The following is a 19,499-nucleotide window of genomic DNA, read 5'->3' as shown; positions in this document are numbered from 1 at the left end:
AGGAACCTACCAATAATGGACGGAGGTCTCATTTCCGCCGTCTTCGCACGTCTCGTTGCCCGTATGGCAAGCTGGCGGCGTGGACGACGACCTCGAACACGCGCTCGTCTCGGTCGGGCCACGGCTGCGCGCGCTGCGCCGGCAGCGTGAGACGACCCTGGCCGACCTGTCGGCGGCGACCGGCATCTCGGTGAGCACGCTGTCGCGGCTGGAGTCGGGTGCCCGCCGGCCGACCCTGGAGCTGCTGCTGCCCCTGGCCAGGGCCCACGGTGTCACGCTGGACGAGCTCGTGGACGCCCCGCCGACGGGGGATCCGCGCATCCACCTGCGGCCGGTCGTCCGCTACGGCATGACGATGCTGCCGCTGACCCGCAGGGCCGGGGGCATCCAGGCGTACAAGCTGGTGATTCCCGCGGGCAGCGCAAGGAGGCAGCCGGAGCCGAAGACCCACGAGGGGTACGAGTGGCTCTACGTGCTGAACGGGCGGCTGCGGGTGGTCCTCGGCGAGCAGGATCTGGTGCTGTCACCGGGCGAGGCGGCCGAGTTCGACACCCGGCTGCCGCACTGGTTCGGCGCCGCCGACGATCAGGCGGTCGAGTTCCTCAGCCTGTTCGGCAGCCAGGGCGAGCGCGCCCACCTGCGCGCCCGCCCGAGGGCGAAGCGGGAGCCTACGCGGGCCGGCGGGCGAGGGTGAGCATGTGGCCGCTGACCCCGAGAAGCGACGGCACGCGTTCCAGCGTGCGCTGGGCGTCGAGCATGTGCCTGCGGCGTTCGGGGTCGTCGAGCCAGTCGTTCACGTCGCCGTACAGCCAGAAGGCGCCCTCCAGGCCGTACCGCTCGGCGCCGGGGAGCCCGGCGTCGGCGAACTCCCCGGGCACCTCGTCGGGCTCGTGCAGGTAGGCGGAGAAACCCTGCACGGGACCCAGCAGGCGGCCGTCCTCCATGGCCTGGCGCGCGGCCCGGCGGTGTGGTTCCTGGTCGTAGACGCCCAGGTGGACCATGTCGTGCACGGCCGCGTAGCGGTTGATGGTGGCGGCGGCCACCAGGCCCCCGGGGCGCACCACGCGGCGCGCCTCGGTCAGGGCGGTGACCCGGTCGGCGCGGTCGGCCAGGTGGTAGAGCGGGCCCAGCAGCAGGACCGCGTCGGCGCTCGCGTCCGGCAGGGGCAGGTCGCGTGCGTCGCCCTGCCGGGCCGTCACGCCCGGCAGGGCCGCGGCCCGCTCGACGTGGAGCGGGATCGGGTCCAGCAGTTCGACCTCGTAGCCGTCGGCGACCAGCCATTCGGCGTGCACTCCGGTGCCGCCGCCGACGTCGAGCACCCGGGCGGGCGGTGACGGCAGTGCCCGGCGCAGCACGTCCTGCGTCCGCCACAGCTCCAGCCGGCCCCGGCCCGTACGGAGCCTGCCGTCCTCCTTGTCCTGCTCGTAGTAGGCGAGCACTTCCCGGGTCACCGTCATGGCCGATCACACTCCGGCTGGTCGTGGGTGGGGGCTAGGCCGCCGGTTCGGCGGGGAGCCAGATCCGGTGGCCGCCAGGCACCTCATGGTAGCGGCGCAGCGCGGCCAGGCCGCTGAGCCATCCGGTCCAGGCGGCGTACGGCGGGTTGGTGGTGTCGAAGCCGCTCTGGACGAACGTCAGGTGGGTCTTGCCGCCGCTGTCCTCCAGTTCCCAGGTGACGACGCCTCCCGGTCCCCAGTCGGCCGACATGGTCTTGCCGGGGACCAGGTCGATGATCTTCGCGGGGTGCGGGTCGGCGTCCAGGCCGCCCATGGCGAAGCGCCCGCCGACGTACGGCTCGATGCCGATGGGGTATCCGAACCAGTCGCTCGCCTTGTCGGAGTCGACCAGGGAGTCGTACACCTGCTCAACGGGCGCCTCGACGACCATCTCGCCGCGGAAGTCGGCCGAGGTGAAGTCGGGCTGGGGGCCGATCTCGCGCCCTTCGACGTAGTCGGCCAGGTTGGACAGCGCCAGCGACCAGAAGGTCTGCAGCACGCCCCGGATGCTCGCCCCGGTGATGACGTCCTGGAAGTCGAAGTGGCTCTGCGACAGGGTCAGGACGGTCGTGTCCGGGGTCTCCTCCGCCAGCGTGATCTCGGTGGTCGTCTCCACGCCGTCCAGCAGCCAGGCGAAGCGCAGCGTGTGGTCGTCGGCGTGCAGCGGGCGCTGGTGGGGGGCGTCGCCGTCCGGGGTGCGGCGGCCCCAGAACGCGTAGCGGCCGGGCAGGTCGGCCTCGGCGTGCTCGGCCAGCCACACCCGCATCGCGGCGGAGTCGGTCAGCGCGTGGCGCACCTCCTTCAGCGGAGCCGCGAGGCGGACGCGGACGATCATCGGTTCACTCATGGTCGTCTCCCTGGGGGTGGTGGGGATAGCAGGCCACGGCGAGCTTGAAGGCGTCGCCTTCGGCGCCGCCGTAGCGGGTGAACAGGTCCTGCAGCGCGGTGCGCAGGTCGGCCAGGAACTCCTGGCGTCGTTCGGGGGGCACGCGCACCTCGCCGGACACGCCGATGGACGGTAGCTCCGGCGCCGTCCGGTCGAGGGCGGCGATGTCGGCCTGCACCTCTTCCATGAGGTCGAGCAGGTAGCCCAGGCTGAGCTCGTCCTGCCGCCGGCGCAGCCCGCCGATCCGGCCCACCAGGCTCGGCGCCAGCCAGTAGGAGCGGGCGCTCGCCTGGTAGATGCCTTCGGTGATGCCGCGCACCCGCCGCTCGGAGACCTGGTCGACCAGGCCGGCCTCCACCAGGCGTTTGACGTGGTAGTAGACCCGCTGCGGCGTCTGGTCGAGCACCGCCGCCACCTCGGTGCAGGTGCGCGGCACGGCCAGTTGCCGCAGCACCTCGATGCGCTGCGGTTTGAGCAGGGCCTCGGCCTGCTCGATCTGCTCCAGGTACAGGACGTCTCTCATCGCAAAAACAATGTTGTACGTAAAAACTCTCTTTGTCAATCGCCCGTGGAAGGGGGTGGGGGTCATGGGACAGGGGGCGGCTACCCGCAGTCGGCGGCGCGGGCCAGGAACAGGGCCCGCTCCCGCTCGTTGCCGGTCAGGGCCGCCGCCCGTTCGAACTCGCGCCGCGCCTCGTCCGTACGGCCCAGCCGGGCCAACAGGTCACCGCGTACGGCGGGCAGCTGGGGGTAGCCGCGCAGGGCCTTGTCCGCGGCGACGGCGTCGGCGATCTCCAGCCCGCGCGCGGGGTCGCCGGCCATCGCCACCGCGACGGCGCGGTTCAGCTCGACCACGGGGGAGGGCGAGACGTGGACGAGCACCCGGTAGAGGGCAGCGACACGTTCCCAGTCGGTGTCCTCGGGACGAGCTGCCCGGGCGTGGCAGGCGGCGATGGCCGCCTGCAGGGCGTACGGGCCGAAGGCACCGCCGAGCGACTCGGCCCGCTCCAGCGCCTCCAGCCCCCGGCGGATCAGGAGCCGGTCCCACAGGCGCCGGTCCTGGTCGGGGAGCAGGACCGGCGCGCCGTCCGGACCGGTGCGGGCACGCAGGCGGGATGCCTGCAGTTCCATCAGCGCGGCCAGGCCGTGCACCTCCGGTTCGCGGGGGAGCAGGCCCGTCAGGAGACGGCCCAGGCGCAGCGCCTCGTGGCAGAGGTCGGGGCGGGTCCAGTCGTCGCCCGCCGTGGCCGAGTAGCCCTCGTTGAAGATCAGGTAGACGACTTCCAGCACCGAGGCCAGCCGTGCGGCCAGGTCGCCGGGGGACGGCATCTCGAACCTGACCCCTTTGGTCGCCAGGGTGCGCTTGGCGCGGACGATCCGCTGCGCCACGGCCGGCTCGGTGGCCAGGAAGGCCCGGGCGATCTCCGTGGTGGTCAGGCCGCCGAGCAGGCGCAGCGTGAGCGCGACGCGGGCCTCGGTGGTCAGCGCCGGGTGGCAGGCGGTGAAGACGAGCCGCAGCATGTCGTCGCGGATGTGGTCGTCCGGATCCGGCCCCGGCCTGCTCTCGATGTCGCGGCCGATCTCCTGGAGCTTGCGCTCGTAGCGGCTGCGCCGCCGCAGGTGGTCGATCGCGCGGTGCTTGGCGGTGGCCATGAGCCAGGCGCCCGGGTTGTCCGGCACGCCCGCCTCCGGCCACTGCTCCAGCGCGATGAGCAACGCGTCCTGGGCGAGCTCCTCGGCCAGGCCGACGTCGTCGACGAGGCGGGCCAGCCCCGCGACGAGCCTGGCGGACTCGATCCGCCAGACCGCCTCGATCGCGCGGTGCGCCGCGAGCAGCGCATCGGTGCCGGTCATCGGAGTGCTCAGCTCACAGTGGCTCAGGACAGTGGCTCGGGACAGGGGCTCAGGACAGGGATGCTCGGGACAGTCAGGGCTGCTCAGGCCGGCGGGGCGAAGTCCTCGGGGCCGAGCACCTTGACCACCTCGGCCTCGCCCTCCCAGCCTTCCCACAGGTCACGGTGCAGGCGCATGAAACGCGCGGTCCACTCGACCGCCTCCTCCTTCGACCGCACGTCGTACAGGGCGTAGCTGATCAGTTCCTTGGACTCGGCGAACGGCCCGTCGGTCACCTTCAGGTCGCCCTCGGCGAGCCGTACGGCGGCCGCGGACGCGCTGGGGGCCAGCCCGGCGGTGTCGAGCAGCGCCCCGGCGACCGTCGCCTCCTGGCCGAGCTTGGCGATGGCCTCCATGAGGTCGGCGGGCGGCGGGGTGTCGGGCTGGGCGGCCCTGAGCAGAACCATGTATCGCATCGTTCGTCTCCTTCCGGTCAATGATCTATCAGGTGAACGCGGGACGGGTCAGGCGTTCCGGTACGCGTGCACGGCCAGGGCGCTGATCCAGGCCCAGCCGAGCACCACGGCGCCGGTGAAGGCGAGGTTGGCCCAGGCCGCGCCCGCCCCCGAGGCCACGGCCAGGAATCCCGCGGCGAACAGCGCGCCGGTCGCCCGCGAACTCCACGCCCAGGCCGCCTGCCCGCCCCGGGCGAAACGGCGGGCGAGGACGAAGCAGGCCGCGACCAGGCAGGCGAACCCGACGCCGCCGGAGGCCAGGTGCGCGATGCCGTGCCAGCTCACCTCACCCCCCGGAACGCCCCCCGGAACGCCGCGCGGGAAGCCCTGGGCCGGGTCTGCCCGGAAGGCCCCGGCCGCCAGCAGGCTCAGGCCGTACGCCCCCAGCAGGCGGGGAGCCCAGCCCCGGCTGTGGGCCCGGCGCAGCCCCACGGCGAAGGCGGTGGTCATCGCCCCGGCCAGCACGAAGTTCGCGACGTGGATCCAGCCGAGGTCGCCGTTGGCGAGCAGGCTCCAGGCGTGCCGGGTCAGGTCGAATCCGTCCCGGGTCAGGGCCTCGGTCAGCGACACCCCGACGTAGACCGGGCCGGCGATCACACCGTACCCGAGGAGGCTGCGGGTGACGCTGGTCTCGCGGTCGCAGGTGCGGGCGGCGGTGGCGGGGTGAGCGGCGGCGCTGGTCATGGGTGGTTCTCCCTTCGGACGGGCCGGTCCCTCACCGGCCCTTCACCCACTCCTCGAACGGGACGACCCCGGATCGACACGCCTCCCGGATTTTTCTCAAGATTTTTCCGAGCAGGGCGGCGGCTTCAGACGCCCGCCGGTCCGTTGTAGTCGGTGGCGGCATAGACCTGCAGGAGCCTCTCGACTCCGCGAAGGAAGGTCTCGCAGATCAGCACCGGGTCGAACAGGCAGCCGGCGGCCATGGCGCCGTCGCGCATCATCACGAAGTGACGGGCGGCGGGCTCGGCGCCGGTCTCCTGGATCTTGGCCAGCAGTTCCGTGACGGTTTCCAGGAACCATTGGCGGTGGGCGAGCACGGCCTTGTGCACCGGGGACTCGGGGTCGGGGTACTCGGCGGCGGCGTTGAGGAAGGCGCATCCCCGGAAGCCGGGGGACTTGATGCTTTGGGCGATGGACTCGCTGAGGGCCCGGATGTTGTCGGCGGGTAGTCCGGCGGCCACAGCCTCCTCCGCCTGGCCCCGCATGGCTCGGTCGACCTCGTTCAGGTAGGCGAGGACGAGGTCTTCCTTGCCGGGGAAGTGCCGGTAGAGGGTGGCCCGCGTCACCTGCGCTTCGGCGACGATGCGATCGATGCCGACGGCGTGGATGCCCTCAGCGTAGAAGAGCCGGATGGCCGTGTTGAGCAGCCGGGACCGCGCTTCGGACGGCCGGCCTTCGGGTGGGCTGGGCATGCCACCATCCTAGGGGGTAGAACGTTCGGTCTTGACAGCCTGCGCCGCAGATTGCCATGCTTTGCCAAGACAGAACGTTCGGTCTTGTCGGGGTGGTCCAGCAGCGGCTCGTCGTATTCACGTACGCACCAGTGGCTGCCGTGACCAGGGGCGCGTCGCGCAGGGCCGTCCGCCAGGAGCGCGCCCCCATTGGCACGAGCGAGGCGGCGGCCTGGCAGATCACCCCGTCCTGGCGCCTGGTCAGCAGGCAGGACCAGGCCGGCACCGGTCGCCCACCCGATCGAGAAGGCCGACCATGGGCCGCTCTGAACCGCTCTCCAGATCGCTCATCACCAAAAGGAGCATCATGCGCACTATCGCTGCTTCACCCGGTATTTCCGAGACCGCGTCCGCACTGCGGCGGCTGTACTTTGTCCGGTTCGCGTTCGCGATCGTCTGGGCCCTCGTGATGTTCACGACCGCCTCGAATCTGGGTCCGCTCGCGGTCACTCTGCTCGTGCTCTACCCGCTGTTCGACGTGGCCGCCGCCGTCGTCGACACCCGCGCGTCGCGCACCACCGGATCGCCTGCCCTGCTGTACGCGAACATCGCGGTCAGTCTGATCACCGCCATCGGCGTGGCCATCGCCTGCGCGTCTGGTATCCCAGCGGTGCTGCGGGTGTGGGGTGCTTGGGCGGTCGCGGCCGGGCTGGTCCAGCTGATCGTGGGTGTCACTCGCCGCAAGATGGGCGGCCAGTGGCCGATGATCATCAGCGGCGGCATCTCCGTATTCGCCGGTGCGTCGTTCATCGTTGGCGCCTCCGCGGACAGCCCGACGCTGATCAACGCGGCCGGGTACGCCATCCCCGGCGGCATCTTCTTCCTCATCTCGGCCTTCCGTCTCGGCCGCGCCGCGAAGGGAAACTGACATGGACGGCAAAACTTACGACGTCGTCGTCCTCGGGGCGGGTCCGGCCGGGGAGAACGTCGCCGACCGGGTGGTGCAGGGTGGGCTGAGCGCCGCCGTCGTCGAGCGCGAGTTCGTCGGTGGGGAATGTTCCTACTGGGCCTGTATGCCGACCAAGGCGTTGCTGCGCAGCGCGGCGGCGTTGCGGGCGGCGCGTCAGGTGCCCGGGGCGCGCGAGGCGGTGACCGGTGGTCTCGACGTGGCCGCGGTGCTAGCCCGCCGGGATTCCTTCGCCTCGCATTGGAAGGACGACGGTCAGGTCGGCTGGCTCGATTCGGCCGGGATCGCTCTGCTCCGTGGCCAGGGCCGGATCGTGTCCGCGGGCGTGGTCGAGGTGACCGGCGACGACGGCGTCGCGGTCACGTTGACGGCCCGGCACGCGTTGGTTGTCGCGGCCGGAAGCGGCGCGTTGATTCCGGACATTCCCGGTTTGCGCGAGGCCGCGCCGTGGACCAGCCGGGAGGCAACCGCCGCGAGCGCGGTCCCGGGTCGGCTCGCGATCATCGGTGGTGGCGTGGTGGCGTCGGAGATGGCAACCGCCTTCGCCGCCCTGGGGTCCTCGGTGACGATGCTGGCCCGTGACGGTGTGCTGCCGCTGGCCGAGCCGTTCGCCGGCGAGCGCGTCACCGAGTCGTTGCGGGAGGCCGGAGTGTCGGTACGCCTTGGCGCGGAGGCCGCATCCGTGCACCGCGACGAGGCCGGAACGGTGCACATCACGATGACGGACGGCGAGCAGCTCGAGGCAGACGAGCTTCTGGTGGCGATCGGCCGGACACCGAACACCGAGGACATCGGTCTCGGCGCCGTCGGCCTGACACCGGGTGCCTGGCTCACGGTGGACGACACGTTGCGAGTGGTCGGGGAGGACGGGGCGCCAATCGGTGATGGGTGGCTGTACGCCGTCGGTGACGTCAACCGGCGAGTGCTGCTGACCCACCAGGGTAAATACCAGGCCCGCGCGGTCGGCGACGTCATCGTGGCGCGTGCGAAGGGCGAAGCGGTCGACGACGGCCGCTGGGGCCGGCACGTCGCCGCGGCTGACGAGCGCGCGGTGCCCCAGGTGGTCTTCACCGAACCGGAGATCGCGCCTGTGGGGCTGACGGCCGCCGCAGCCGAGGCCGCCGGGGTACGGATCCGCGTCGTCGACTACGACCTGGGCGCCGTCGCCGGATCCGCCCTGCACGCCGACGGCTACCGGGGGCACGCCCGCATGGTCGTCGACGAGGACAGGAAAGTGATCGTCGGCTTCACGCTCGCCGGCCCGGATGTCGCAGAACTGCTGCACGCCGCGACGATCGCGGTCGTCGGCGAGGTTCCGCTGGACCGCCTGTGGCACGCGGTTCCGGCGTTCCCCACGGTCAGTGAGGTGTGGCTGCGGCTGCTGGAGGCGTACGGCCGCTGACCGCAGGGCCGCGCGCTGTTCCTCTGGCGTGGCGAAGTCCTCCCGCATCCACGTCATGAGCCGTTAGGCGTCACGAGAATCTACACGATGATGATAAAAATCGACGCAGTGTAGAATTTGGACTGCGAGAGCAGTCCGGCTCCTTGCGAGTTCTTCTCTGGAGAAGCAATGCAGAAGCAGAAGTGGCTCATCACCGGCGTCAGCACGGGCCTTGGACGCGCCTTCGCCCAAGCCGCCCTGGCCGCCGGGCACACCGTCGTCGGCACGGTCCGCTCCGAGGAGGACCTGCGGGCGTTCGAAGGGCTCCAACCCGGGCGCGCTCATGGCCGCATCCTGGACGTGACGGACGACGACGCCGTCCCGCGGGTGGTAGCGGAGGTGGAGCAGAGCGTCGGCCCTCTGGACGTCGTCGTCGCCAACGCCGGCTACGGCCTGGAGGGCACCCTCGAGGAAACCCCGCTGGCCGAGGTGCGGCGGCAGTTCGAGGTCAACGTATTCGGGGCAGTGGCCACCCTGCAGGCAGCACTGCCCCACATGCGCCGGCGCCGTCGCGGACACCTGATGGCCGTCACTTCCATGGGCGGGCTCATGGCCGTGCCCGGCATGTCCGCCTACTGCGGCAGCAAGTTCGCCCTGGAAGGGATCCTCGAGGCGCTGGGCAAGGAGGTCGCGCAGTTCGGGATCCATGTCACGGCGATCGAGCCCGGCTCCTTCCGCACCGACTGGGCCGGGCGGTCCATGACGCGCGCCGCGCGGAGCATCGACGACTACGACGAGCTGTTCAATCCCATCCGGGAGGCGCGGCACAAGGCGAGCGGGAACCAGCTGGGCAATCCCGCCAAGGCCGGGGAGGCCGTCGTGCACATCGCGTCGGTCGACCGGCCGCCGGCCCACCTCGTCCTGGGTTCGGACGCGCTGCGACTGGTCACCGCCGCGCGCGCGGCTGTGGACGAGGACATCCGCGCGTGGGAGGCGCTTTCCCGCACGACCGACTTCGCCGAGGGTGCTCAGCTCTGATGTCTGGCCACGACCGCGCGCGGGGCCGGCGCACCACCGAACGCAAGGGCGATGTCCGGGAGCGGGCCATTCTGGGCGCCTGCGAAGCCCTGCTGGCGCAAAAGGGCTACGACGCCATGACCGTCGGCGACATCGCCCAGGGCGCCGGCATCACGCGCGGTGCCCTGTACTTCTACTTCGGCTCCAAGCAGGAAGTGGTCGCGGCACTCGTGGCCCGGACCGTCGAGCACCTGTGGGAGCGGTCCCGGGTCACCGCGCAGGCCGAGGAGCCGCGCCAGGCCATCGCAGCGGCCATGCGGCGCACGGTCGAGCTGTGGAACGAGCACGGCCTGGTCTTCCGCACGGCGATCGACCTGTCGTTGACCGTGCCGGAGATCGGCGTGCTGTGGAGCCATACAGCGGACTTGTTCATCACGGCCATCACCGCCGTCCTGGAGCGAGCAGGCGTTCAAGCCGGCACCGAACCAGACCAGGCGTCAGCGATCGCACGAGCCCTGTGCTGGATGATCGAGCGGACCTTTTACCACGCCTCACAAGAGTCCCGCGAGGAATTACAGAAGGCATCGGCGACCTGCGAACACATCTGGCTGATCAGCGCCGGCATGGACAGTGAAGCTTGAGAACCGAACCTCCATGCATGGGCCTCTACGTCAGGTTCCAGAGTGCGGTTCGGAGGCGCTGGCGCGGTTGTTCGTGCTCGGTTTCGGGGTCAGGCCGAGCGAACGCAGAAGGGGTGTCCGGCCGGGCTGGCGTAGACCCGGGAGCCCGGCTGAGTGGAGGCGACGACATCGTCAGCCGGTCGCAGCCGCCGACCGCCGGCGTCGAGCACCCGCTTGTCCGCGATCGCCGCGTCGTCCGTGGCGAGGTCGAAGTGCATCTGCTGGGAGGCGCCGTCGGGCCACTGCGGCGGCACATGTCCCGGAGCGTGCTGGATCACGATCACGGGAAAGCCGTCGATCTGCAGAAAGTGGTGCGTCGCCGTCCTCGTGATCGAGCCGCCGAGTAGCCGGTGCCAGAACGAGCTCTCGCTCTCCAGATCGGCGGCATCCACGATCAGTGACGTCAGGCTGAAGGTCATGGTGTTTCTCCTCGAATCGCGTACGGGGGTGCGGCTCAGACCACGGGGATGATGCCGCCGTCGACCCGGAACTGGGCGCCGGTGAGCCATTTGGCGCGGCCGGAAGCGAGGAACGCGATCATCTCTGCGACGTCCTCGGGTTCGCCGGGGCGCCCCATCGGCACCTTCAGGTGGTCCACGATCTGCTGCTTGACCTCGTCGATGCCCACACCCTGGCCATCGGCCATCTGCTGAAGATGGTCGACCGCTCCTTCGGTGACGACGAAGCCCGGCAGAACGCACACCACGCGTACGCCGTGCTCGCCCACCGCCGTCGCCAACTCGCGGCTGTAGGCGTTGAGCGCCGCCTTCGACGCCGCGTACGACGCCTCGGCAGGTTGGGGAAGGTGGCTGGCGATGGAGGAGACGTGCACCACGACGCCGGAGCCACGCTCGACCATCCCGGGAACCAGGGCCCGGTCGAGCCGGACCGCGCTGAGCAGGTTCATCTCCAGGTCGGCGAGCCAGGACGCGTCCGACCGCTCCAGGGTCGGCATCGGTCCGGTTGCGGCTCCGGCGTTGTTGACCAGAACGTCGACGCCTCCGACGCTGTCCACTACGCGTCGGCCGAGTTCCGCCGCCCCCTCCTCCGACCGCAGGTCGGCGGGAATGAAGGTGGCGGGCAGGTCTTCCGGGGGCGCGGTTCGCGAGGCCGTCAGCACGGTGGCGCCGGCTGCGGCGAAGCGACGAGCCGTCGCCTCCCCGAGCCCTCGGCTACCGCCGGTCACCAGCACTCGCAGGCCGGCGAGCTGTTCGTGCTCGAACGTCACGGGGTACTCCTTCAGTAAGGTGAACCTGGCTCCGGAAACTGTACACATAAACGGAATTGGACTCACCTTATGGAGGACCGTTGCCGTCATCTCGTCCACTGCGCGCCGATGCCCGCCGCAACCGTGAAGCGCTCCTGGCTGCGGCGCGTGAGGCGTTCCTCGCCGACGGCGCCGCCCATGTGGAGGAGATCGCCCGCCGGGCCGATGTGGCCGTCGGCACGCTGTACCGCCACTTCGAAACGCGCGAGGCGCTCGTCGCGGAGGTGTACCGACAGGAGGTCGCCGAGCTCTGCGCAACCTCCGCCCGGCTGCTCGCGCAACACGCCCCGGACGAAGCACTGCGCACCTTCCTTCTGCTGCTCGTGGAGCACGCGGCAGTAGGCAGAGGGATGGGTGAGGCGCTGGAGAGCATCATGGCAACCGATTCGCCGGTCTTCGACGACGCGCGCGACGAGATGGCCCGCGCCCTCGACGAACTTCTCGCCGCAGGTGTCGCAGCCGGCCTCGTCCGCAGTGGCATCAGCGGGCGCGTCGTGCTGCGCGCTCTCGGCGGCATCTGCGGGATGCGCGCCAAAGGCTGGAAGGACGATGCGCTACGCATCGCCACGATCCTGTATGACGGGTTGCGCTACGGCGCAACGAACCACGGCTAGATCGACCACAGCGCATCCGAGCGGAGTCGGACTGGTCCGGATGGTCCGCCGCCTCACCGGGGCAGCTGACGATCGACCCGGGGACGGGCGTCCGGACGCCTGAGCGGCCGGCCCTCGGCGGGTGGTCCGGCGTCCTGCGTTCGGCCGGTGGGATACGTTCTTGCTGGGCGCCGGACGGCGAGCGGTCCCGGCCGCACCCATCGAACACGAGGAGACCAGGAAGTTGCCCGACACGCACGACCGCGGGGACGCCCACGTGGACGCCTCGGCCGGCTCCGGCTCCGGCGGACGAACCGACCGGCGGACCGACCTGCGGGCCGACTGCGCGAACTGCTTCGGGCTGTGCTGCGTCGCGCTGCCCTTCGCCGCCTCGGCCGACTTCGCGATCAGCAAGGACGCCGGGCGGCCCTGCCCCAACCTGCGGGACGACTACCGCTGCGGCATTCACGCGCGTCTGCGGGACAGCGGCTTTCCCGGCTGCACCGTCTACGACTGCTTCGGCGCGGGGCAGAAGGTCTCGCAGGTCACCTTCGGGCGCAGTTGGCGGGACGATCCGCACACCGCGGCGCGGATGTTCGAGGTCTTCCCGGTCGTACGGCACCTGCACGAGTTGCTGTGGTACCTGGACGAGGCGCTGTCCCTGCCGGTGACCCGCCCGATCCGGGCCGAGTTGCGCGGCGCGTTCGAGGAGACCGAACGCATGACCATGGGCACCCCCGACGAACTGCTCGGTGTGGACGTCGCCGCCCACCGCGAGAAGGTCAACGTGCTGCTGCTGCGGACGAGCGATCTGGTGCGGGCGTCGGCCGGGGGTCGCGCTCCAGACCGCAGGGGAGCCGACCTCATCGGGGCCCGGCTGAGGAAGGCCGACCTGCGCGGGGCCAATCTGAGGGGCGCCTACCTCATCGGTGCGGACCTGCGCGGCGCCGATCTACGCGGCGCGGACCTGATCGGGGCGGACCTGCGCGGCGCCGATCTCGGCGGGGCCGACCTCACCGGGAGCGTCTTCCTCACCCAGGCCCAGGTCAACGCGGCCAGGGGAGACGACGCCACGAAGCTGCCCACCGCCCTCACCCGTCCGGCGCACTGGTCGGTCCCGGCGGCCCGCCCGGCGAGCCCGGCGAGCCCGGCCGCGGAGGGGGGCCGGGCCTCCGCCCGCAGGCCGCGCCCCCGCCGCCGGCGCGGCTAGTGAGCTGTCCACCAACGTTCACCGGGGTGGAGGGAGCGGAAAGGAAGGGAGCGAGGACCGCGGCGAAGGCCCGGCGGAGCGGGCTTCGCGAGGACCGGAGGTTCCTTCCGGCGCGGTGACCGACCCGGCCAAGGTTCGTGGACACCCCACTAGCCTCGATCTGTCGGCACGCCCTCGTCAGTCACCCGAGAGCGGCGACGAGGTCGTCCAGGTGCGCCGCCACCGGGCCGAGCGTCAGCACGCCGCTGCCCGCCCCGGCCAGCTCGCCCGCGGCGGGCAGCAGCGCGGCGTGGGCGCGTTCCATCGTGGTGCGGTCGCCGAGCGCGAGGGCCGCCCGGGCGGCGAGGCACCACAGGGCCTCGGTCAGCAGGTCGTGCGGCGGTTCGGGGAGGGCGCGCAGCGCCGCCGCCGCCTCGGCGCGGCGGTCACGCGCCAGCAGCACCAGAGGCCGGGCCCACGGCGCGTACGGCCCCCAATCGGCATGTCCGACGTCCGGCGGGGGCTGCCCGTGCCGCAGGCGCAGGCACAACAGCGCGAGCGGCAGCAGCCCGCGCTCCATGCCGGGCATGCCGGCGCCGTCCAGCCGGGCGGCGGCGTCCCGGTAGGCGGCCTCGGCCTCCTCCGGCACCCCGCCGGTCGCGTCCACGCGCAGCGCCCGATACCAGGCGGTGAACACGTCCACCAGGGGCCGCTCGTGCCGTACGGCCAGGCGCTCGGCGGCGGCGGCGTGCGCGTCGGCGGCCGGGAAGTCCGCGAGCGCCGACCGGGCCTGCATCCGGATGAGGTGCCCGAGCACCTCGAAGGTGACCAGGCTATGCCGGGCGGACAGATCCACCAGTTCGGCGCCGATCTCGTCGCGGCGGGCGGCCAGTCCCGTGCGGTGGAAGGTCTGCATGAACAGCCCGCTCAGCGCGAACGCCAGCAACGCGGGGTCGTTCAGGCGGCGGGCGATCTCCTCGGCCTGCCGGGCCGCCCGCAGCCCGTGGCCGGAGCGGTCGCCGCGCGACTCCAGCGCGATCGTCGCCAGCAGGCGGGCCCGGGCCGCCTCGTGACCGGTGGCGTCGTGACCGGTGGCCAGCGCGGTCAGCGTGCGCCCGGCCGCCGCCACGATCCGCGCCGCCTGCCCGGGGTCGTCCGACCTGGTCCAGATGGCCGGGACGTCGAAGGCGCCGATCACCCGGGCGGTCAGCTCGGCGTCGCCGAGTTCCTCGGCCGCCTCGACGGCGGCCACACGGTGCTCGCGGGCCGCCCGCAGGCCGCCGCCCCCGGTCACCGCGAGGTCGCGCAGCAGTCCTGCCGTCGACTCCAGGCGGGCCCGTGCCCCGGAGGCGACCGCGCGGTCGTACGCGGCGGTCGCCTGGGCCCACACCCGCTCGGCCGCGTCGCGGACGGAACCGGGCACGGCGGGGTCGAGGTGGTCGGCCTGGCGCAGCATGTCGGTCTCCAGGCGGCGCAGCCGCGGGCCGGGGTCCACTCCCAGCTCGTCCACCAGCAGCGCCCGCGCCCGGCGCAGCACGGCGAGCGCGTCGCCCTGCCGCCCGCTGCGGTAGAGCGCGAGCGCGAGCAGCCGCCAGGCCTCCTCCCGCCAGGGGTGCCCGGCCGCGTGCGCGTCCAGGTCGGGTACGGCCTCGGCCGCCCGCCCCAGGGCCAGCCGCATCTCCGCGTGACGCTCGACCGCGTGCAGCCGGAGCTCGGCCAGGCGGGAGCGCTCGGCGCGGGCCCAGTCCTGGTCGGCGAACTCCGCGTAGGCGGGGCCGCGCCACCACCCCAGCGCCTCCTCCAGCCGTCCGAGCCCGTCTTCGGGGGACAGGTCCGCGGTGGCGGCCACCGCGTGTCCGAAGCGCCAGGCGTCCACCGCGTCGGCGCCGGCCCGCAGCGCGTACCCCGGTCCGTCGGTGACGAGCAGCCGCGCGGGGGTGCGGGGCGGCCGGTCGGGTTCCAGCGCGCGGCGCAGCGCCGCCACGAACGTCCGCACGGCCCCGGTCGCGCCCGCCGGCGGTTCGTCCCACAGGTCGTCGATCAGGCGGGTGACCGGGACGACGCGGCCGCGGGCGACGATCAGCCGGGCCAGCACCGCGCGGTGGCGCGGCCCCTTCAGGTCGATCGCGCCGCCGGCGCCGTCCCAGGCCGTCACCGGCCCCAGCACTCCGAACGCGATGGCCACCCTGCGGCCCCCCTTTCCGCGCGTATCCCCAGGTCAAAGCAACTGCCACGGCAACTGTCACGGTAGCGCGCTGATCGGATGCTCATTCACGCCCGGCAGCCTGGAGGCATCTGATCCCGCACAGAAAGGGGGCGCGTCATGGCGCCTGTCCTTCCCGGTTTCGACTACCTCCGCGTGCCGGTCGCCGACGGTGTGTCGCTGAACGCGGCCGTCGCCGGGTCGGGGAGCCCGATCGTGCTGCTGCACGGCTTCCCGCAGACCCACCTGATGTGGCGGCACGTCGCCGCCGACCTGGCCGCCGACCACACCGTGATCTGCCCTGACCTGCGCGGCTACGGCGCCAGCGACAAGCCGGCCGAAGCCGGTCGCGAGACCTATTCCAAGCGCACGATGGCCGCGGACGTCGTCGCCCTGGCCCGGGCGCTGGGACATGAGCGGTTCGCGCTGGCCGGGCACGACCGCGGCGCGCTGGTCGCCTTCCGCGCCGGGCTCGACCACCCGGAGGCGATCAGTCACCTGGCCTGCCTCGACGTGCTGCCGACGCTGGACATGTGGGAGGTGATGCACGGCGTCGGCGCCGCCGTCGGGTTCCACCTGTACCTGATGGCCCAGCCGCCCGGCCTGCCCGAGCGGATGATCGGCGCGAGCGCGGACGCCTTCTTCGGTCACTTCCTCGACGTCTGGACCCTCGATCGAGGGGCGATCCCCGCCGACGTGCGCGCCGCTTATCTGGACGCCTGCCGTACGGCGGTGCCCTCGATCGTGGCCGACTACCGCGCGTCGGCGGGGATCGACGTGGACCACGACCAGGCCGACCGGGAGGCCGGGAACCGGCTGCGGATGCCGGTGACCGTGCTGCAGCAGGACTGGGGGGCCGCCCTCGGGTACGACGCCGGGGCGCTGTGGGGCGCCTGGGCCCCCGACCTGGTGCACACGACGGTCAAATACGGGCACTTCATGGCCGAGGAGGACCCGGCCGGCGTCGCCGGGTCCCTGCGCGCCCTCCTCACCCGCTGACCGTTTCAGCCGTACGGCGGGCCGCCGTGCTCTGTCAGCAGGCGACGTCGGCGGGCGGGAGCGTCCCGGTCGTGAGGAAGGCGTCGACCTGGCCGTTGAGGCAGGCGTCGCCGAAGGCGGGGTAGGGCGCGTGGGTGTGCGCGTCGATGGTGACCACGCGCGAGCCTCGGATGCCTGCCGCCACGGCACGGCTGTTGGCGATCGGCACCGCCACGTCCCGCAGCGCGGCGGTCACCAGAACCGCGGGCGCCCGGCCGGCCGGCAGCCGTGCCGGCTCGTCCTTGACCCGGGGCCAGAAGGCGCACGGTGTGATGTTGGCGTTGGCCGGGCCGAACAACGGATACCGCGCGCTGTAGGAGGCGAGATCACGCCGGTAGTCGCGGGGATCGCGCGGCCAGGGGCCGTCTCCGCACCGGTAGGCGATGTTGGCCGCCGTGTGGTTGTCGGCCGGGACGCCGGGCACCCCCGCGGGCGGCAGCGGGCGGACGGGGAACGGCACGTACGGCTCCCGGCCGGCGGCGAGGTCGGCGAACGCCGCCGCTATCAGTCCGAAGGAGCGCTCGTCGTAGATTCCCGCCACGAGCAGCGCCCCCAGTTCCCCCGACGTCCAGGCGTGGCCCGCGATGACGACCGGGGCCGTCGCGGCGCGCCGGATCAGCCCCGCGACGGCGTCGGTGACCTCCCGCGCGGTGCCGCCGAGGCCGTACACGGCGTCGTGCTCGGCCGCCCAGGTGGCGAAGGCGGCCGTCCCGGCCTCGAATGCCGGGGTGCGGGCCAGTTCGTACGGCCGCCACGCGGCGTCCGGGTTCACGGGGCTGTCCAGCACGAACCTGTCCACCCGTCCGGGAAACACAGCGGCATAGACCGCCCCGAGCATGCCCGCGTACGATCCGCCGAGGTAGGAGATCTTCTCCTCGCCGAGCGCGGCCCGGATGACGTCCATGTCCCTGGCGGCGTTCGCCGTTGTGGCGTACGGCAGGGCCCACCCGGCGGCGCGCACGCAGTCGCGGGCGTATGCGCGGGCCTCGGCCGCGTCGGCCGGGAAGCTTCCGGGTGAGGCCGTGCGGACCCGGTAGCCGCCGGGCTCCTCCACGGCCTGGCCGCAGCCGATGGGCGTGCTCCGCTCGACGAATCGGATGTCGAAGCCGATCAGGTCGTAGCGCGCCCGCACCTCGGGGGACAGCATGGGCGCCAGGCTCGACGGGAGGGGCACCCCCGGCCCGCCGGGGCCGCCTCCGGTGGTGAGCAGTACGCCCCGGCGCCGGGCCGGGTCGGTCGCAGGCAGCCGCGAGATCGCGATCGTGATCGTCCGGCCACGGGGGCGGCGGTGGTCCAGCGGCACGGCGACCTCCGCGCAGCGCAGGGCGGGGTCGCCGACCCCCGCGCAGTCGCCCCAGCGCAGCTCCTGCCGGGAGAAGCCCGGCGTGCCCACTGCGCCCGCCGTGCCCACTGCGCCCGCCGTGCCCACTGCGCCCGCCGTGCCCACTGCGCCCGCTGGGGCGGCCGGCGCCAGGCAGGCTGCTATCGCGAACGCCGCCAGAAGGACTCTTCGCGACGTGTCGGCCGAGTGCGTCATGCCGTCCGGCCTCCGTCCTGGTCATCGCGGATACCGCCACGATGACCGGCGAAGTGCCGCTCGCCAACGGTCCGGGGTGCCGCGTACCGGCCGCCGGGGGAGTGCGCGCTGTTCCCGGGCACGGGCAGCACGCCCGCACCCTGAAACTTTCGCGGGCCTGGAGCTTCGGGGGCCGGTGAATGGGCGCCGCGCTCGCGGTGGTAGGCATGGCTGTGGCTTCGGAGATCACCGTCGCGGTTCGAGGTGGAGGAGCGATCGTGGGGGAAAACGGTCCGGCGGGTTCGATTCGTGATCTGTTGCGGGGGCTTCCCGTCTTTGAAGCCGAACTGCCGGGGTTCGACGTCGACGCCGCGCCGTCCGATCCGGTCGCCCTGTTCGTGGAATGGCTGACCTCGGCCGTCGAGGCCGGGGTGCGCGAGCCGCATGCCATGTCCCTCGCGACGGCCGACGCCGCCGGACGGCCCTCTTCCCGTGTGCTGATCTGCAAGGACCTCGCCGCGGACGGCACCTGGTATTTCGCGACGAGCGCGGGCAGCCGTAAAGGACGGGAGCTGGCCGCCACCCCGTACGCCGCGCTGTGCTTCTACTGGCCCGAGCAGGGCCGTCAGATCCGGGTGCGGGGCACGACCGTCCCGGCGGACGCGCAGCGCGGCGCCGCCGACTTCCTCGCGCGGTCGCCCGGCGCTCGTGCGGACGCTCTGACCGGCCGCCAGTCGCAGGTCCTGGACAAGCCGTCCGACCTGGACGCCGCCCTGCGCGCGGCGCATGCTCAGATCGAGGCCGACCCTGGGGTGGTCGCGCCGGGATGGACCGTGTACGGCGTCCACGCCGAGGAAGTCGAGTTCTGGCAGGCCGACCACGACCGCCGGCATACCCGCCTGCGCTACACGCGCGAGGAGGCCGCCTGGGTGCGGCACCGCCTGTGGCCTTGACCGGGTGAGGAACCCGCGCCCGCGGTCGCCCCGGGTCGGGGCCGGAATCAGGAGGGCGTCACTGTGAGCCGTCCTGGGCGGCCGTGTCAGCGGCCGTGTCACGTGTGCGCAACGCGCGCTCCAGCGCCCGCAGGGCGGGGACCGCGTCGAGCAGAGCCTGCGCCTGGTGATCGGGAAGCTCGGCGAGGACCTCATCGAGGACCCTGGCCCAGGTCTCCTCGATGCGCCGGGAGTCGGCCACGGCCTTGGGCGTGGGCAGAACACGGCCGGCGCGCCGGTCCGCAGGGTCGCTCTCCCGCTGGACCAGTCCCAGCTCGGCCAGATGCCGTAGCGCCGTGCTGACGTTGCTCGGCTTCATCTGCAACTCGGCGGCGAGCCTGCCGGGGCTCACGCCGGGCTCCCGGACGATCGCACGGATCATGTCCGCCTCGGAGGCGGGCAACGGTTCGAGGCCCGACCGGACGACGCCCGTGCGCAGCAGCGTGCGCGAGGTGTCCCGGAGAGCGGGCATGAGGTCCCGGAGCACGGCGAGGCGGTCCACGCGTACATCGTAGGGTATTTATGGATTTAT

At 72.5% G+C, this 19,499-nt stretch carries 21 protein-coding genes; 9 read left to right on the top strand and 12 right to left on the bottom strand.

Translation table 11 applies throughout. The annotated features are described in order from the left end of the window. Positions 1 to 79 precede the first annotated feature (79 nt). Entirely contained in the window at positions 80 to 694 is a 615-nt protein-coding gene (locus ABZ857_RS10875; RefSeq protein WP_357040874.1) for an XRE family transcriptional regulator, read from the top strand. Here ABZ857_RS10875 and ABZ857_RS10870 read toward each other — a convergent pair. The 7 genes from ABZ857_RS10870 to ABZ857_RS10840 form a co-directional block, all read right to left on the bottom strand. Then, positions 669 to 1,457 (bottom strand): class I SAM-dependent methyltransferase, encoded by a 789-nt coding sequence (locus tag ABZ857_RS10870; RefSeq protein WP_357040871.1) that lies wholly within the window; start codon positions 1,455 to 1,457, stop codon positions 669 to 671. The genes ABZ857_RS10875 and ABZ857_RS10870 overlap by 26 nt on opposite strands. Positions 1,458 to 1,491: 34 nt before the next feature. Continuing rightward, entirely contained in the window at positions 1,492 to 2,343 is an 852-nt protein-coding gene (locus ABZ857_RS10865; protein WP_357040868.1) for an SRPBCC domain-containing protein, read from the bottom strand. Further along, the gene (locus ABZ857_RS10860; protein ID WP_357040865.1) at positions 2,336 to 2,905 is read right to left on the bottom strand and encodes a helix-turn-helix domain-containing protein; all 570 of its coding nucleotides are present in this window, start codon (positions 2,903 to 2,905) and stop codon (positions 2,336 to 2,338) included. The genes ABZ857_RS10865 and ABZ857_RS10860 overlap by 8 nt, the downstream gene beginning before the upstream one ends. Positions 2,906 to 2,985: 80 nt before the next feature. Continuing rightward, the gene (locus ABZ857_RS10855) at positions 2,986 to 4,236 is read right to left on the bottom strand and encodes an RNA polymerase sigma factor (RefSeq protein ID WP_357040862.1); all 1,251 of its coding nucleotides are present in this window, start codon (positions 4,234 to 4,236) and stop codon (positions 2,986 to 2,988) included. 83 nt (positions 4,237 to 4,319) lie between these two features. After that, the gene (locus ABZ857_RS10850) at positions 4,320 to 4,691 is read right to left on the bottom strand and encodes a YciI family protein (RefSeq protein ID WP_357040859.1); all 372 of its coding nucleotides are present in this window, start codon (positions 4,689 to 4,691) and stop codon (positions 4,320 to 4,322) included. Positions 4,692 to 4,739: 48 nt separating this feature from the next. Then, a complete protein-coding gene (locus tag ABZ857_RS10845; RefSeq protein WP_357040856.1) occupies positions 4,740 to 5,414 on the bottom strand; it encodes a DUF998 domain-containing protein in 675 nt (224 codons plus the stop codon). 125 nt (positions 5,415 to 5,539) lie between these two features. Then, the gene (locus tag ABZ857_RS10840) at positions 5,540 to 6,145 is read right to left on the bottom strand and encodes a TetR/AcrR family transcriptional regulator (RefSeq protein WP_357040852.1); all 606 of its coding nucleotides are present in this window, start codon (positions 6,143 to 6,145) and stop codon (positions 5,540 to 5,542) included. A gap of 346 nt (positions 6,146 to 6,491) precedes the next feature. On the opposite strand from ABZ857_RS10840, the gene ABZ857_RS10835 reads away from it, so the two are divergent. From ABZ857_RS10835 to ABZ857_RS10820, 4 genes are all read left to right on the top strand, one after another. Then, positions 6,492 to 7,052 (top strand): hypothetical protein, encoded by a 561-nt coding sequence (locus ABZ857_RS10835; RefSeq protein WP_357040849.1) that lies wholly within the window; start codon positions 6,492 to 6,494, stop codon positions 7,050 to 7,052. Between the two features lies 1 nt (position 7,053). Next, a complete protein-coding gene (locus ABZ857_RS10830; protein ID WP_357040846.1) occupies positions 7,054 to 8,493 on the top strand; it encodes an NAD(P)/FAD-dependent oxidoreductase in 1,440 nt (479 codons plus the stop codon). A gap of 168 nt (positions 8,494 to 8,661) precedes the next feature. Next, entirely contained in the window at positions 8,662 to 9,510 is an 849-nt protein-coding gene (locus ABZ857_RS10825; protein ID WP_357040843.1) for an oxidoreductase, read from the top strand. Continuing rightward, positions 9,510 to 10,130, top strand: coding sequence for a TetR/AcrR family transcriptional regulator (locus tag ABZ857_RS10820; RefSeq protein WP_357040840.1), 621 nt, complete (start codon positions 9,510 to 9,512; stop codon positions 10,128 to 10,130). The genes ABZ857_RS10825 and ABZ857_RS10820 overlap by 1 nt, the downstream gene beginning before the upstream one ends. Positions 10,131 to 10,219: 89 nt before the next feature. On the opposite strand, the gene ABZ857_RS10815 is transcribed toward ABZ857_RS10820, so the two are convergent. After that, positions 10,220 to 10,588, bottom strand: a complete 369-nt coding sequence (locus ABZ857_RS10815; RefSeq protein ID WP_357040837.1) for a VOC family protein — start codon at positions 10,586 to 10,588, stop codon at positions 10,220 to 10,222. A 35-nt stretch (positions 10,589 to 10,623) separates the two neighbouring features. After that, positions 10,624 to 11,397 carry an oxidoreductase gene (locus ABZ857_RS10810; protein WP_357040834.1) on the bottom strand — a complete coding sequence of 258 codons (774 nt, stop codon included), beginning with the start codon at positions 11,395 to 11,397 and terminating at the stop codon, positions 10,624 to 10,626. 80 nt (positions 11,398 to 11,477) lie between these two features. Between ABZ857_RS10810 and ABZ857_RS10805 the strand changes: the two genes are divergently transcribed. After that, positions 11,478 to 12,050, top strand: a complete 573-nt coding sequence (locus ABZ857_RS10805; protein ID WP_357040832.1) for a TetR/AcrR family transcriptional regulator — start codon at positions 11,478 to 11,480, stop codon at positions 12,048 to 12,050. A gap of 310 nt (positions 12,051 to 12,360) precedes the next feature. Continuing rightward, positions 12,361 to 13,239 carry a pentapeptide repeat-containing protein gene (locus ABZ857_RS10800; protein ID WP_357041101.1) on the top strand — a complete coding sequence of 293 codons (879 nt, stop codon included), beginning with the start codon at positions 12,361 to 12,363 and terminating at the stop codon, positions 13,237 to 13,239. A 181-nt stretch (positions 13,240 to 13,420) separates the two neighbouring features. Here ABZ857_RS10800 and ABZ857_RS10795 read toward each other — a convergent pair whose 3' ends face one another. Beyond that, positions 13,421 to 15,403: an AfsR/SARP family transcriptional regulator gene (locus tag ABZ857_RS10795; RefSeq protein WP_357040829.1), complete on the bottom strand. Its 1,983-nt coding sequence runs from the start codon at positions 15,401 to 15,403 to the stop codon at positions 13,421 to 13,423. A gap of 138 nt (positions 15,404 to 15,541) precedes the next feature. Between ABZ857_RS10795 and ABZ857_RS10790 the strand changes: the two genes are divergently transcribed. After that, complete coding sequence (locus ABZ857_RS10790) at positions 15,542 to 16,420, top strand: alpha/beta hydrolase (protein ID WP_357040826.1); 879 nt, start codon at positions 15,542 to 15,544, stop codon at positions 16,418 to 16,420. Positions 16,421 to 16,454: 34 nt separating this feature from the next. Here the strand turns inward: ABZ857_RS10790 and ABZ857_RS10785 are convergent, their stop codons facing one another. After that, the gene (locus tag ABZ857_RS10785) at positions 16,455 to 17,996 is read right to left on the bottom strand and encodes an alpha/beta hydrolase (protein ID WP_357040823.1); all 1,542 of its coding nucleotides are present in this window, start codon (positions 17,994 to 17,996) and stop codon (positions 16,455 to 16,457) included. A gap of 257 nt (positions 17,997 to 18,253) precedes the next feature. Here ABZ857_RS10785 and ABZ857_RS10780 point away from each other — a divergent pair, with 257 nt between their 5' ends. Then, positions 18,254 to 18,928, top strand: coding sequence for a pyridoxal 5'-phosphate synthase (locus ABZ857_RS10780; RefSeq protein WP_357040820.1), 675 nt, complete (start codon positions 18,254 to 18,256; stop codon positions 18,926 to 18,928). Between the two features lie 58 nt (positions 18,929 to 18,986). Here ABZ857_RS10780 and ABZ857_RS10775 read toward each other — a convergent pair whose 3' ends face one another. After that, positions 18,987 to 19,469, bottom strand: coding sequence for a MarR family transcriptional regulator (locus ABZ857_RS10775; protein WP_357040817.1), 483 nt, complete (start codon positions 19,467 to 19,469; stop codon positions 18,987 to 18,989). Positions 19,470 to 19,499 lie beyond the last annotated feature (30 nt).

Source organism: Microbispora sp. NPDC046933 (assembly GCF_040644635.1).
GTDB lineage: Bacteria > Actinomycetota > Actinomycetes > Streptosporangiales > Streptosporangiaceae > Microbispora.
This window is presented reverse-complemented; position numbering and strand designations above follow the sequence as displayed.